The organism is Ignavibacteria bacterium (assembly GCA_025612375.1).
In the GTDB taxonomy this organism is placed as follows: Bacteria; Bacteroidota; Ignavibacteria; order Ignavibacteriales; family SURF-24; genus JAAXKN01.
Genome location: JAAXKN010000009.1, coordinates 35500 through 50484 on the forward strand (window position 1 = coordinate 35500; position 14985 = coordinate 50484).

8 protein-coding genes are annotated in these 14985 nt (G+C 46.2%); 4 read left to right on the plus strand and 4 right to left on the minus strand.

The features are described from left to right. The first annotated feature begins 112 nt into the window (after window positions 1-112). The 4 genes from HF312_08270 (at window position 113) to HF312_08285 (ending at window position 9264) form a co-directional block, all read left to right on the plus strand. Window positions 113-1750 carry a T9SS type A sorting domain-containing protein gene (locus tag HF312_08270; GenBank protein MCU7520199.1) on the plus strand — a complete coding sequence of 546 codons (1638 nt, stop codon included), beginning with the start codon at window positions 113-115 and terminating at the stop codon, window positions 1748-1750. 219 nt (window positions 1751-1969) lie between these two features. Then, window positions 1970-4723: a TonB-dependent receptor gene (locus tag HF312_08275; GenBank protein MCU7520200.1), complete on the plus strand. Its 2754-nt coding sequence runs from the start codon at window positions 1970-1972 to the stop codon at window positions 4721-4723. A 27-nt stretch (window positions 4724-4750) separates the two neighbouring features. Continuing rightward, the gene (locus HF312_08280) at window positions 4751-8218 is read left to right on the plus strand and encodes a hypothetical protein (protein MCU7520201.1); all 3468 of its coding nucleotides are present in this window, start codon (window positions 4751-4753) and stop codon (window positions 8216-8218) included. Between the two features lie 35 nt (window positions 8219-8253). Beyond that, on the plus strand, window positions 8254-9264 hold the full coding sequence (locus HF312_08285; protein MCU7520202.1) for a UPF0164 family protein: 1011 nt from the start codon (window positions 8254-8256) through the stop codon (window positions 9262-9264). A gap of 56 nt (window positions 9265-9320) precedes the next feature. Here HF312_08285 and HF312_08290 read toward each other — a convergent pair whose 3' ends face one another. The 4 genes from HF312_08290 to HF312_08305 all read right to left on the minus strand — a co-directional run bounded on the left by HF312_08290 (window position 9321) and on the right by HF312_08305 (window position 14910). Continuing rightward, entirely contained in the window at window positions 9321-10808 is a 1488-nt protein-coding gene (locus HF312_08290) for a leucyl aminopeptidase (protein MCU7520203.1), read from the minus strand. A gap of 52 nt (window positions 10809-10860) precedes the next feature. Further along, window positions 10861-11856, minus strand: coding sequence for a bifunctional oligoribonuclease/PAP phosphatase NrnA (locus HF312_08295; GenBank protein MCU7520204.1), 996 nt, complete (start codon window positions 11854-11856; stop codon window positions 10861-10863). A 176-nt stretch (window positions 11857-12032) separates the two neighbouring features. Further along, on the minus strand, window positions 12033-13067 hold the full coding sequence (locus HF312_08300) for a 2-oxoacid:ferredoxin oxidoreductase subunit beta (protein MCU7520205.1): 1035 nt from the start codon (window positions 13065-13067) through the stop codon (window positions 12033-12035). A gap of 1 nt (window position 13068) precedes the next feature. Then, complete coding sequence (locus HF312_08305; protein MCU7520206.1) at window positions 13069-14910, minus strand: 2-oxoacid:acceptor oxidoreductase subunit alpha; 1842 nt, start codon at window positions 14908-14910, stop codon at window positions 13069-13071. Window positions 14911-14985: the final 75 nt, after the last annotated feature.

The window sequence follows — 14985 nt, forward strand, 5'->3', positions numbered from 1 at the left end:
CCCAAAAAACTCACGCTGTTGTTTACCAAGTTACGTTTTCGTTCCCTTTTAATCTGTTAGAAATTGTTCCCTTTAGATAGAGTTCAATCACCAATAAACAGAGAGGCGGAATATGAAACGTTATTATTGTATTTTGTTTATTCTTTCATTTCTTTCAATTTCCTTAAATGCCCAGACTACGGGTACCTTCAGGAGGCTTGATACACTCTCAGTCCAACCCCTTGATGCAGGCGGCTGGGGTGAAGTTGTTGCGGGTCTGGATCTGGACAAGGACGGGAAGCCCGAAATTTATGCCGTCAACAGCAATGCTATTGATGAGCCCCCATCGCAGTTAACCCCAAGAATCTACAAGTATGAGCTTAATAACAATAAGTGGGAAATGGTATGGAGTGCTGAAATCCCGGACATTAAGCAGAATACCTGGCCGGCATTAACATACGGCGATCTTGACAAAGACGGCAAGGGAGAGATAATCTTTGCCCCGGCAAACTGGGTTGATACAGAGCATCCGAATCCTGACAGGGTGTTTGTTTATGAAGCCAGGGAAGGCAGCGACAGTATGGGCGTTGACATTTTCGGCAGCTCTGCTCCAAATGCAAAGTTTAAGATTGCAACGACGGATAATTCTGACATAAGACCTATGAAATGGTTCGTCGAAGACTATGACGGCGACGGTACACCGGAACTTATGTTCTGCGACCGCAGCAGCGGTACAGGCGCTCTTGGTTTTGGCATCCTGTCGGTTGACAAAATTCCCGACAACGCCGACGGATCAGAAAAATGGACCATTGAGGCAAGCGGCCTGTCCAGCCTAACAGGCTTCCCTGCTGCTATATATTATGATATAGCATGGCTTAACAATGTCCTTTATCTGTGGGACAGTAAAGGAAACATTGTTTCGGTTAAATACAATACTGACAAGACCTGGAAGCTAGTTGCCACTCAGACAACTATAGGCGGAGCAACCGGATCTTTCAAGACCGCACAGGTAGCTGATATTGACAATGACGGGACCAAGGAAATCGTTTTTGGCGGCTGGTCTGACGGCAAGGCATACGTATGCAAGCAGCTAAATGACACCCTGGCTGCTACAGTAGCTGCCGACTATTCACTGCTTGGGGTTACAAGATTAAATGGCGGCGGTAAAGGTGACCTGGATAAGGATGGGAAAATTGATTTTGTTTTCGGAAGCAGAAACAATACAGCCACAAAGGTATTTGACGCCGTAGTGCGCCTGCAGTATACTGGCGGAAAAGCAGATGATCCCAAAAGCTACACCCCTTCAGTTATCGATTCATTAATTCATCCGAATACCGGGCAGCTGGATATTGTAACGGTAGGAGACGTTGATAAGGATTCAGTTGACGAGGCTGTATATTCTTCAGGTTATCCGAGAGGTACGCTCGACTTCCCGAACATTCCTCTTGTCATACTGAAATATCAGTCTCCTTCGGGTGTTCAAAAAGAAAACTCCCGCATTCCGGCTAATTTCTTCTTAGCACAGAACTTCCCCAACCCGTTCAACCCGTCTACAACCATTAGATTCGGATTGCCGGGCGATGCAGTTGTTACGTTAAGGATATTCAACATTCTTGGACAGGAAGTTGCGACCTTACTTAACAGCGAGCAGATGAGTGCAGGAAGCTATAATGTTGACTTTAATGCTTCAAAGCTTACAAGCGGCACATATATCTATCAGTTAAACTACAACAACCAGACCGTAACAAAGAAGATGTTACTGATGAAGTAATTTCTGTTTGAACAGAAGCCGGGGGCTCGTCTCCCGGCTTTTTTTACGGGCTGTCACTCCCCTTTCTTTCTGGGTTGCCAGGAATAGTTCTTTTTTTTCTTGAGGTGTAATAATGCTAAGGTGTTCATTCTTAACGACTATTGAAGACCGTATTAAGATTGTTGCGTGAAATGTATTTGCAGTATCTCTTTTTCAATTATGACAATATGAGGTTTTATAATGCAGAAAAAGTTTCTGACCATGGTTTTAATATTTTTAGCTGTTTTATCTCACAACCTGCTTGCCGGAACCACCGGGAAAATCGCCGGCAAAGTAACTGACCAGGAAACGGGTGAAGCTCTCATGGGAGTAAACGTCATTATTGACGGCACTACTCTCGGTGCAGCTACAGACATAGAGGGTTATTACACGATCAATAATATCCCGCCCGGGATCTATACGATCTACGCCTCTGCCGTAGGATACCAGAAAAGGCAGATAGTAAACGTAAAGGTTTCGGCAGATTTTACTACAAAGCTGGATATTCAGATATCCTCAACGGCAACAACACTAAGCACTGTTGTAATAACGGCTGAAGCCCCTTTGATCAGGAAGGATTTAACTTCTTCGCAGACTTCAGTAGATGCCGGGCAGATTGCGAGCCTGCCGGTTGAAAGTGTAAACCAGATACTTTCTCTTCAGGCAGGTTTTGTACAGGGCGCCGGCGGAGAGCTTCACATAAGGGGCGGGCGTTCAACAGAAATTTCATATGCCGTAAACGGCGTATCCATTTCAAATCCGTTCGACAATTCCCGAACGGTTGAAATTTCCACAAACGCCATACAGGAGCTTTCAGTTGTAAGCGGAACCTTCAACGCCGAATACGGAAATGCCCTTTCCGGCATTGTAAACACAATTACTAAGGAAGGCGGGAGCAAGTACCAGGGATTTCTTTCATTTTACACGGGGGACTACCTGAGCACGCACAGCAACGTCTTCTATAACATTAAAAACGTCAACCCCCTTAACAGCAATGTTTCAGAAGCCACCCTAAGCGGCCCAATTCCTTTTCTCGGGGATTACTTCTCCTTCTTTGCCTCCGGAAGATATAATTACGACAAGGGTTATTTATACGGCGTGCGTGAGCACAACCCACAGGATTCAGTCTACAGAAATCCGCAGAATCCGGATGACATCAGAATCGTTTCCACAGGCGACGGATCTGCCGTCTCGATGAACCCGAGCAAGGACATAAGTTCGACATTCAAGCTGACATTCAGGCCCATTTCCACGATCAAGATCAACTATGACGTGGTTTATTCAAATTCTGATTATCAGACCTATAACCACGACTTAAAGTATGACCCGGACGGGAATTACCACAATTATGAGTGGGGCCTTCTGAACTCAGTTGAATTAAGGCACGCCGTAAGCAACAGCACGTTCTACACTCTTAAGGGATCATATAACCTGAATGACTTTAAGCAGTATGTCTATCCCCTGCTTGATGCCGGCGGAAATGAAGTGGATTACTACCCCGGCCTTGGGACAGAAAACCTGCACGCGGATCCAAGATATCAGAACCGCAGCAAACTTGACCCGGCGATGAATTATACATTTGCCTCGGGCGGAACCTTAAATAACCAGTATTATCAGAGGAGCAAGAGCTACGGTGCAAAGCTTGACTTTACGAGCCAGCTGAACAAAAACCATGAAATGAAGTTCGGGCTTGATTTCAGGAGCCACGTTCTGGAATTTGAGAACTTTGAAGTCATAAAGGAATCCTCATTGCCCGAAATTCCCGACCTGACGACGCCGAAACATGACTACTATACAAAGAAGCCTCTTGAATTCTCTTCATACATACAGGACAAGATGGAATTTGAAAGCATCATCTTGAACGTGGGGCTCAGGTATGATTACTTTGCCTCGCGTTCTCCGTATTCAGTTGATACATTCCATCCGTCTCCGAACGACCCGAAGCTGCCGCCGCAGATTGATGCCGCGAGCCTCCTTAAAGACGCGCCGGCAAAATATCAGCTGAGCCCCAGAATAGGTATTTCGTACCCTATTACGGATAAAGGCATAATACACCTGTCCTACGGTCACTTTTATCAGATGCCACCATTCCAGTATCTCTACAACAACGCCAATTTCAAAACCAGTTTTTCATCCGGATTCCCCACATACGGCAACGCCAATCTGAACCCGGAGAAGACTGTTACATATGAGTTTGGACTGCAGCAGCAGATGACAGAAAATCTGGCTTTTAACCTGACGGCTTTCTATAAAGACGTACGCGACCTGTTGGCGCTTCAGCAGATCAGAATAAGCACACAGGAGACGTACAACAAATACGTCAACAAAGATTACGGAAGCATTAAGGGTGTTACCTTTTCTCTTAATAAGAGAAGGAATATCGACGAGTTTTTCGGGGCCTCGCTGGACTACACATTCCAGGTGGCAGAAGGAAACGAAACCAGCGCAGATGCATTCTTCCTGGATCTTTCTTCAGGCAGGCAGTCAGAAAAAGTGCCGGTACTACTCAGCTGGGATCAGTCGCACACACTAAACGGCTCGCTTCTTTTCGGGCACGACGACTGGAACGTTACCTTAGTCGGACGTATCGGCACGGGGCTTCCCTACACGCCGCAGATAGTTTCAGGCAAGATTTATCTTCCCACAAACAGCGACAGGAAGCCATCGCAGATGAGTGTGGATCTGTTGGCAGACAAGTCATTTAATGTTTTCGACTTTACTTTTACGCTTTTCCTGAAGGTTTACAACCTCTTTGACGCACTAAATGAAAGGTATGTTTATGATGACACCGGAAGGGCTACTTATTCGATTGAGGAAAAGATGGGCTCGGCCCAGAATACAAACGAGAAAGCGGCAAAAACCCCGGGCATGCATTCAGCAGACGAGTACTTTGTAAGGCCGAACTACTATCTTGCCCCGAGGAATGTAAAAGTAGGAATATCCGTAAAATTTTGACAGAATTCTAATTGGAGATTTTTCATAATGAAAAGAAAGATTCACATTAAGTTATTCATTGCAATAATTTTTCTCTTAACTGTCTATTGCGGCATAAATCAGGCGCAGAGCCGTGAAGAGATGCGGCGTCAGGAGCATCAGGCAGTAATAAATCTTATTAACGATTATATCAGCAAGCATCCGGCAAAAGTCAGCTCTGGCAGTTCCGAATCCAACGGCAAGTACGATTATGCAGGCTCGGGACTCAGGAAGACTACCGGATTCAGGGACCGCAAGTCTTTTCTGATGAACGGAAATAAAATTAAGGTAGGTTTAACTAATTACGGCGGCATTGGTGAAGGCTACGGCGGCATAAGGGAAATTACGGAGCTCGTATGGCATGGTTCGCCCTACATCTTCCAGTTCTCGCCGCTTGTAGGAGCCTCGGTGCCGGATTCAAGAAATCCGCAGAAAAGGATTCACATAATTTCAGACGGTCTGAATGACTGGCCCTCGTGGAACCTGCCGGAAGTAAGCCCCAAAGGGGACACATTATGGCAGTGGGAGCCTCTTCCGGGCTATGCAGACCCGAACCAGGCTTACATGGCATCAAATCCTTGTGATGACCTTGATCACGACGGAAAGCCCGACAGCTGGCCCAGTGAATGGTACAACTCTACTTTAGGGAAGTACGTCTGGCCGGGATATCTGACTCAAGGGGTGAACAATGCCGATCTGGAATGCTTCTGGTCGATGGATGACAGGGACAATGCCGAATTTTCCTACTTCCCTTTCAAGAACGATCTTAAGCGCAGGGGGCTTGGTGTTCAGATTGACGGAAGGGCCTTTCAGTGGAGCAACTCGCTGGCAGAAAATGCCATATTCTTTGTTTATACAATTACGAATGTAAGCGATTACGACCTGGACAGCGTGTTCTTTGGTGTTTACGGAGACCCTGATGTTGGAAACGCCGCAGACAATAAAGATGACCTGGGGTTTTTTGTTCCCCCGTACAGCACGCCGGACGTAAATGTGGATCAAATTCCTGTTTATTCAAGAAGCATGGTCTATTTCTATGATAACGATGGAATTGGCGCACAGGGAATTAAACTTGGTTACCTGGGCTGCAAATTCCTTGAAAGTCCCGGAAACTCCTCGGACGGGATTGACAACGACGGCGACGGGCTTGTTGATGAAAGGCAGGATGACGGAATTGATAACGATCACGACTGGAACGCCGAGACTGACGACGTGGGGAAAGACGGTATTGCGGGTACCGGGGACGAAGGTGAAAACGACGGAAAGCCGACCGCAGGAGGAAGGCTGGCTGACGGCTCGCCTGATCCTCTCTTTCCGGGTGAACCGAATTTTGAGCTGACAGATCTTGATGAAGTGGACCAGATTGGTTTAACAAGCTTCAACAGCTGGATCTGGAAAGACGGCGGAGCTGTAAAGGACGATGAGCTCATGTGGACGCGCTCGATTCCAGGTACATTCAGTCCCATTCCGAACAAGAATGACATCGTTTTTAATTACGGCTCGGGCTACATTTCGCTGAAGAAAGGTGAAACCAAGAGAATTTCAATGGCGCTTCTTTTCGGCGAGAATTTAGGTGACCTTCTTACAACGGCCGAGACCGTACAAGACATATACAATAAAAATTACAACTTCTTCAAGCCGCCTGACCTTCCGAAGGTTACAGCCGTACCAGGCGACAAGAAAGTAACGCTTTACTGGGATACAAAAGCCGAATCAAGCAAAGATCCCATAACTGGAAATGACTTTGAGGGGTATGTTATTTACAGAAGCACAGACCCCACCTTTACTGATATACTTACCATTTCTGACGGCAAGGGTGCAGGGTTCCTCTCTGAGCCTTTGAAGGACCTGCAGGGTTATGACGCAAGGTGGGACATGGACAATGCGTGGAAAGGGTTCCATCCTGTAGCATACCAGGGGCGCGGCGTGCATTATTTCCTGGGTGACAATACGGGACTTGTACACAGTTTTGTGGACTCAAATAACGTTATAAACGGGCAGACATATTACTACGCTGTTGTTGCATACGACCACGGCGATTCACTTGGAATTCCGCCCTCCGAGACCACAAAGAAAATAACGCTTGATCCTGTGACGTCGCAGTATAAGTTTGACGCAAATACCGTACAGGTAATTCCGGGTCCCAGGGCTTCGGGCTACATGCTGCCTGAGGTTGATAACGGCAGCAACCTACTGCACTCAAGCGGGCTGGGCAACGGCAGGATATCGTTTTCCGTTTACAACGACCTTCTGGTAAAGGATAACGAGTACAGGCTGGTCTTCAGCGACTCAATGCTTGTTGCAGATAAGATGGTCAAGGCAAAGAATTACAGCTTGTCCAGTTCAAATGCCGTAACCGAGTCATTTGTTGCAGTAAACGGGAAATTCACAGAACTGGGCAACAGGAATCTTGTTAAAGACGAGGTCATGAAGGTTACCGATGAGAATGGAACGGTTTACACTGAAGGGGCTGACTACATAATAAACTACATCCGCGGGGCCGTGCAGAGGATGGGAAACAGCAGGATGGCTGACGGCGGGCGTTTTAATATAACTTACCACTACTACCCGATCTTTCAGAGCACTTCCCTTACAGGAGACGACTCAAATCCTGTATTCGACGGGATCAGCCTGAAGATTCAGGATGAGAAAGAAGTCAGCGTTGATTCCAGCAGATCGGGCTTTAACGGGAAGAATTCAAATCTGACTTTCTCCAGCGGCCTTTATGCCTATGGTAAGAATGTGAAGAATCCGTCTGATTATGAAATTACATTTTCTTCTTCAAACAACGATTCGACCTTTTTGCTTGAAAGCGGCAAACTGGTTAAAACTCCTGTAAACTTTTCCATAAAGGATATTACCTCGGGTGTTCCTGTTCCGGTAGTATCTATGCTGGTTGAGCAGAACAGCACAAAGAACAAAAAGTGGGATATTGGAGAAGACCTGGTCCTCTTCAAGCCTGGTTCAAAAGGGACACAAAAGGACACACTGACCTGGGACATAAAGCTGAGGCCTCCGAAGGATACGTCAAAGGCAGCTGTAATGCCGGGTGACGGAGATATTCTGAAGATATTTACAAAGCGTCCATTTACATCCAAAGACATCTTTGTTCTTAAGACTACTGCGGCAAAAATAAGCACTGAAAAGGCGTCTGCCTCACTGGACAATATACGGGTTGTTCCAAATCCGTACGTTGGATATAACGAGCTGGAGCCCTTAAACCGTCTGCCAGATAAGAACAGGGGTGAAAGGAGGATTTACTTTGATAATCTTCCGCCCCAGTGTACAATACGAATCTTTACTTTAAGCGGTGATCCGGTAAGGACAATTGTTCATGACTCCAATATGCAGAACGGGCGCGAGTTCTGGAACCTGTTAAACCGTGACGGCTTCGGTGTTGCATACGGCTTGTATATAGCACACATAGAAGCTCCGGGTATAGGCGAAAAGCTAGTTAAATTTGCCCTTATAAAGTAGTCATGAATTAAAGAAGGAAAATCAGGAGTTTTATAATGAAATTAATAAAAATAATATTTGTGCTTATGATAATAACTCCGGCTTTAGCGTTTCCGCAGTCAATTACGAAGACCGGAACCACTGTCGGGCAGTTCTTAAAGATCGGAGTAGGCTCGAGGGCAGCAGGAATGGGAGGAGCCTTTTCGGCTTCTTCCGACGACATATCCTCAACTTACTGGAATCCGGCAGGGCTTGCCAGGATAACGTCTAATGAGGCAGCCTTTAATCACGTAAAGTGGTTTGCCGACATCAATCTGGAGAACGCAGCTTTTGCAACCACTGTGCCGGGTTTTGGGACTGTGGGAGCATTTGTCTCCGTGCTCACGACTGGTGAAATGATGGTTACCACTCCGGAGATGCCGGAAGGAACGGGAGAATACTTCAAGTACAACAATCTTGCCGTGGGATTAAGCTATGCAAGAAACCTGACTGATAATTTCTCTATAGGCATGAATGCAAAGTATATAGGTGAAAATATCTGGCACATGAATGCGCAGGGTTTTGCAATTGACCTTGGCACATTGTACAGGATACCGATCTTAAACGAATTCCGCATTGCAGCCAGCATTTCAAACTTTGGTACAAAGATGAAGCTTGAAGGGCGCGATGCCCTCAACATTAAAACCGTAGGCTCGGGTGATGCTAACCTGATCAATACAGACGTTGAAATGGAATCCTTCGACCTGCCGTTGATGTTCCGTTTCGGGGTTGCAGCCGATGTAATTAAGTCAGAGTCCTCAAGGCTCACGCTTGCTGCAGACGCCATTCACCCGAACGACCACACTGAGTATGTAAATACAGGACTGGAGTTTGCCTGGAGTGAAACGTTTTATATACGGGGCGGCTACAATTCCCTTTTTGAACGTGATACTGAAAAGGGGCTGACATTCGGTTTCGGGTTAAACTACCGTATGTTTGATTTTGCAAACGTTGTAATTGATTATGCGTATGAAGACATGCACAGGCTGAACAACGTGCAGTATATTTCGCTCGGTCTGAAGTTCTGATTTATCTAAGGTATAAATTAAAAAAGGCGGGAGGTTAGTCCCGCCTTTTTTTTGTCTTAAAGTTTTGAAAGGTATTCAAACAGGAGTCTTACGCCGAAGCCGGTCATGTATTTCTGGGTATAGTTATTAAGGTTATTTTGAATTGCAGGGCCAGCAATATCGAGGTGAGCCCAGGGAACTTTACCCGTGGTAAATTTCTCAAGGAACTTAGCCGCCGTAATAGCCCCGGCCCACTTCCCTCCCACGTTTTTAACATCCGCAACGTCGCTCGAGATGAGTTTATTGTACTCATTCCAGAGAGGCAGGCGCCAGAGTCTTTCGAAAGTGTTCATTCCGGCCTGGAAAAGGTTTTCTGCAAGTGTATCGTCCTGTGTAAAGAGCCCCGCCGTATATTCACCAAGAGCCACGACGCAGGCGCCCGTAAGTGTCGCCAGGTCTACTATTGCGTCTGGTTTTTCATCGTGAGCCAGTTCAAGTGCGTCGGCAAGGATTAGTCTTCCCTCGGCGTCCGTATTATCGACTTCAATAGATTTTCCCGATGCGGTTTTAATAATGTCGCCTGGTTTAATTGCCTTTCCTGAAGGCATGTTTTCAACCGCGGGAACAAACCCTATAAGTTCAACCTGCAGTCCGGCCTTTGAGGCCGACATGAAAGTACCTATAACGGCCGCGGCACCGCTCATATCGGCCTTCATTTCACCCATTCCGGCAGAAGGTTTAATGGATATTCCGCCTGAATCGAAAGTGACCCCTTTCCCGACAAGAGCAATCTTCTTTTTGGCTTTTGCGGGTTTATAGTTTAAGACAATGAGCCTCTGCGGGTTATCGCTTCCGCGTCCGACGGCAAGAATTCCGCCAAGTTCCCTTTTCTGAATATCCTTGAGGTCGTATATAGTTACTTTAACGCCCAGCTTTTCAAGCTCCTTTTTTGATCTTTGTGCAAGCTCCGCAGGCGTCAGGACGGACGAGGGTTCATTGGCCAGGTCGCGTGCAAAGCAGACGCCGTCCATAAGTGCCAGCCCGTTTTTTATTGCTTCATCCAGGCCCGCTTTATTTCCGTATAGTGATACGGTAACTGTTTTCGAACTATCCTTTTCAGACATGTACTTGTCGAACCTGTAGTTTCCAAGCTGTATGCCTTCGATAAATGTCTGGTAAAAATAGCTTTCATCAGAAAAATATTTTCCCACCGTGCTTAATTCTGGGAGAACTATCTGCAGGTTTGAAACATTTTCATCGTGCAGTGAGGATATAAAGCCCGCGAAATAATTCCTGAAGTAATCGTTTGAAAAATCTTTTTTTGTTTTAACCTTATGAAGGATGAGGATTGAAGGAAGCCCATCAGGGTTATAGATTTTAATTTCACTTCCCTTTTCAGAAAGGATGTTTTTTCTCTGTACCTCAGGAATACTTATTCCGTACAGGTTTTCGAGCACGCCAAGCTGTTTTTTAAGGTTTTCATCTTCAAACAGGAAGCGCATAAGAAGGGAATCTTTAAGAAGCGAAGTCTTAGTCCCTTCATTTTTGAATTTGATATTAAGCATTTACCCTCTCTCTATAGATTATTTCAAAAAATAGTACAGGAACAGTGTCCTTTTATTTCTGTTCAACCGTAAGGTACTTTTCCGCGGCCTCTACAATTTGCGCAACGTGGTCGTTCAGTGCGGCCCCGGCAAGGCGGATTCCGGAGGCGTTTGTGTGGCCCCCTCCGCCGAACTCCTCAGCCAGGAGGTTGACAGGTATTTTACCTTTAGAGCGGAAGCTGACCTTTATGCCGTCTTTAAGCTCAAAGAAAAGCATGCCTATCTTAACGCCCCTGATAGAAAGGCAGTAGTTTACAAAGCCGTCCACCTCAGCCTCCTGTGCGCCTGAGCGGTCTAAGGCCTCACGTGTAATTACCATATAGGCGATCCGGTTATCGGCAGCCAGGCGGATTGACGAAAGCGACTCTCCCAGGAGTTTAATTTTGCCGAAATGGCTCTGGTCGTAGATCTGGTCATATACGTAGTTTGGGTCAACGCCCGCCTCGAGCAGCCGGGCCACGATCATGTGAATGGCAGGGGTAGTCCTGTCAAAGCGGAAGCTTCCGGTATCGGTCATTATTGCAGCGTAGATGGGAAGAGCCGTGGAGTAGTCGAGCTTAACAATTCCCGTTTCATTTATGAGGTCATAAATTATCTGTCCAGTTGATGAGTATTCGGCATCGACAAAGAAGTGGTTGACAAAAGCCGAGGGGTTCTGGTGGTGGTCTATGCAGATTTTAGTTCTCGTGCTGTTAACAAAGGTATCCTCCATTCTGACGAGTCTTTTGGGGTTATTAAGGTCGAGAGCCGCCAGAACGTCCACGTCACTTAAGAGCAGGGCGTGTTTTTCAGCGTCGTATTTCTGTATGACATTATCTGTGTCCAGGAACGTCAGGTTATAGGGTACAGCGCTATGGTTAACTATATAGGCTGTTTTACCGAGCTGTTTGAGGATCTGGTAAAAGGCCACCTCGGAGCCGATTGCATCAGCGTCCGGGTTTACGTGAGTTGTAATTAAGAAAGTATGGTTTTCCCTAATGATTTTAGCCAGGTATGAGAAATCTATCATAAGTATGAGTATTTGATTAATAAAAAGTGAATCTAAAAGACATTCTTTATAAGATAAGAATTTTCCGGGTAATGTTCCTGAAATTAAGCAAATTCCGGGAATCAGCCCTAAAAAGAAAAAGGCGGAAGCTAAATATTTGCTTCCGCCTTAAAAACGAGCCTGCTTAAGGGAGGTAATTATTTAACTTCCCATGTATTACCGCTGAAGAGTAATTTTTCCAGATCGCCTTCGCCTTTTTTAGCTTTAACGGCATCGATCTGTTTCATCATATCTTCATGGTAAGTAGACTTTTTGATCTGTCTGAATATGCCGACCGGAGTCGGGAATTCAGCGTGGTTACTCATCTGCCCCAGCAGGTAAGCAAGCACGACGCTCTGGTCGAATTCGTTATGAACCAGGAGGTCGTTGACCGAATACTTCCCGTCCGTAAGGCTTACAACCTTAGGAGTTGTACCATCGACAATAATTCCCTTATCCTTATTCTTTCCAAAGACCATCGGTTTACCGTGTTCAAGGAAAAGAACGTTATCATCCTTTGTCTCCTTGTTTGCCTGTGCGTCAAAGGCTCCGTCATTAAAGATAACGCAGTTCTGGTATATTTCCACAAACGCGGTACCCTTATGTTCGGCTGCTCTTTTGAGCACATACTGGAGGTGTTTCGGGTCACGGTCCAACGAGCGTGCAACGAAGCTTGCCTCGGCACCCAAAGCCAGTGTAACAGGGTTAAATGGGAAATCGAGGCTTCCGTACGGGGAGCTCTTAGTTACCTTACCCTTTTCAGAAGTCGGTGAATACTGCCCTTTTGTCAGTCCGTAAATCCTGTTATTAAAGAGCAGGATTTTAAGGTCGATATTCTTTCTGCAAGTATGAATAAAGTGATTGCCGCCGATGCTAAGGAGGTCGCCGTCGCCGGTTGCAACCCAGACAGAGAGTTCAGGGTTAGCGAGTTTAGCGCCAGTAGCAATTGCAGCAGCCCTGCCGTGGATTGTATGGAAACCGTAAGTATTCATATAGTACGGGAAACGGCTTGAGCAGCCGATGCCGGAAATCCATACGATTTTTTCCTTCGGCAGACCCAGGTCGGGCAATGTTCTTTGGGTCTGTGCAAGGACTGAATAATCTCCGCATCCCGGGCACCATCTGACGTCCTGGTCGGTTACAAAGTCTTTAGCAGTAAGTTTAGTTTCGTTTGAATCTATGTTATTTGCCATATTATTGTTTTCCTCCAAGGAGATTCATTATTTCAGCTTCAATTTCTGAAGCCTTGAAAGGCAGTCCTCTCATTTTGTTATAAGTAACCACAGGTACCAGGAATTCGCTTCTGAGGATTCTGGCCAGCTGGCCGAGGTTAATTTCAGGAACCAGGACAGTCTTAAATTTTTTAAGCACCTCTGCCGTATTTTTAGGGAAAGGATTGAGGTACTTAAAGTGTGCCTGTGAGACTTTCAAGCCTTTTTGTCTGGCCTTAAGGACAGCCTCAGTAATTGCGCCATAGGTGCCGCCCCATCCAAGGACGAGGAGGTCGCCTTCCTGTTCATACTTAACATCCAGAAGAGGGATATCGTTTGCAATATTTTTTACTTTCTGATCCCTCATACGGACCATGAAGTCATGGTTATCTGGGTCATAGCTGACGTTTCCGTAGATGTGGGATTTTTCAAGACCGCCGATTCTGTGTTCAAGGCCCGGTGTACCAGGAACAGCCCAGGGTCTGGCGAGGTTTTCGTCCCTGTTGTAAGGATGGAATCCCTCAGTTAAAGTCCACTGTTTAGCTTTGATATCCGGCAGTTCGTCCGAGTGCGGGATTTTCCAGGGTTCCGAGCCGTTAGCCAGGTAGCCGTCCGTAAGAAGGAGCACAGGAGTCATATACTTTGTAGCTATTCTGCAGGCTTCATAAGCCATATAGAAGCAGTCGCTAGGTGTTGAAGCGGCAATGACAGGTATAGGAGATTCGCCGTTTCTGCCATAGATTGCCTGCATAAGGTCGGCCTGTTCAGTTTTAGTTGGAAGTCCTGTACTAGGGCCGCCGCGCTGAACGTCAACAATAACAAGTGGGAGTTCAGTCATAACTGCAAGTCCCATAGCCTCAGTCTTAAGAGCAAGTCCCGGTCCGCTTGTAGTAGTAATAGCAAGGTCTCCGGCATAAGAGGCGCCGATAGCCGAGGCAATACCTGCGATTTCGTCTTCAGCCTGGAAAGTTTTAATTCCAAAGTTCTTATGCTTGCTAAGCTCATGCAGTATATCGGAGGCCGGGGTAATAGGATAAGAGCCCAGGAACAAAGGCAATCCTGTTTTAACAGTAGCGGCAATAAATCCGTATGCAGTAGCCTGGTTGCCTGAGATATTCATATAAGTTCCCTTCGGCAAGGGAGCAGGCTCAACCTGGTAAGAAGAAGCGAATACTTCAGTAGTTTCGCCGTAGAAATAGCCGGCCTTAAGAGCCTTTGAGTTAGCCTCGGCAATTTCAGGTTTTTTAGAAAATTTCTGGTTAATCCAGGAAAGTGTCTGTTCGATGGGCCGGCTGTAGAGCCAGTACATCATTCCAAGGGCGAAGAAATTCTTGCAGCGTGTTACTTCCTTATTTGAAAGCGGGCTGCCTTCGAGGGCAGCTGCCGTAAGTGAGGTGATTGGCACAGGAATAACATTAAAGCCCTGCAGGGAATCATCTTCCAAAGGATTAGAAGCATAGTTGGCTAATTTCAGGTTCTTGGCATCAAATGAATCTGTATTTACAATGATAGTTGCAGCAGGCTTAAGGTCCTTCAGGTTAACTTTCAGGGCTGCCGGGTTCATAGCCACCAGAACGTCGGGATGATCTCCTGGAGTATGAATATCGCTGCTGGAGAAGTGGAGCTGGAAACCGCTGACGCCATAGAGTGTACCGGCGGGGGCGCGGATTTCTGCAGGATAATCGGGCAGAGTAATTAAGTCGTTACCAAACAAAGCTGTAGTATCACTGAATTGTGTTCCTGTCAGCTGCATTCCGTCACCGGAATCGCCGGCAAATCTAACCGTAACCTCGGAAAGACTTTTTACTTCTTTCTTTTTTGCCATTTTACTCACTTAATTTGTTTTAAATTGTGTTCTAAAAATACGAAGTCTTTTCTCTATTATCAATTTATCCGAGAT

Excerpts from the sequence above, each read along its gene's own strand:
- HF312_08270 (MCU7520199.1), top strand. The coding sequence starts at position 113 with ATGAAACGTTATTATTGTATTTTGTTTATTCTTTCATTTCTTTCAATT.
- HF312_08275 (MCU7520200.1), top strand. The coding sequence starts at position 1,970 with ATGCAGAAAAAGTTTCTGACCATGGTTTTAATATTTTTAGCTGTTTTA.
- HF312_08280 (MCU7520201.1), top strand. The coding sequence starts at position 4,751 with ATGAAAAGAAAGATTCACATTAAGTTATTCATTGCAATAATTTTTCTC.
- HF312_08285 (MCU7520202.1), top strand. The coding sequence starts at position 8,254 with ATGAAATTAATAAAAATAATATTTGTGCTTATGATAATAACTCCGGCT.
- HF312_08290 (MCU7520203.1), bottom strand. The coding sequence starts at position 10,808 with ATGCTTAATATCAAATTCAAAAATGAAGGGACTAAGACTTCGCTTCTT.
- HF312_08295 (MCU7520204.1), bottom strand. The coding sequence starts at position 11,856 with ATGATAGATTTCTCATACCTGGCTAAAATCATTAGGGAAAACCATACT.
- HF312_08300 (MCU7520205.1), bottom strand. The coding sequence starts at position 13,067 with ATGGCAAATAACATAGATTCAAACGAAACTAAACTTACTGCTAAAGAC.
- HF312_08305 (MCU7520206.1), bottom strand. The coding sequence starts at position 14,910 with ATGGCAAAAAAGAAAGAAGTAAAAAGTCTTTCCGAGGTTACGGTTAGA.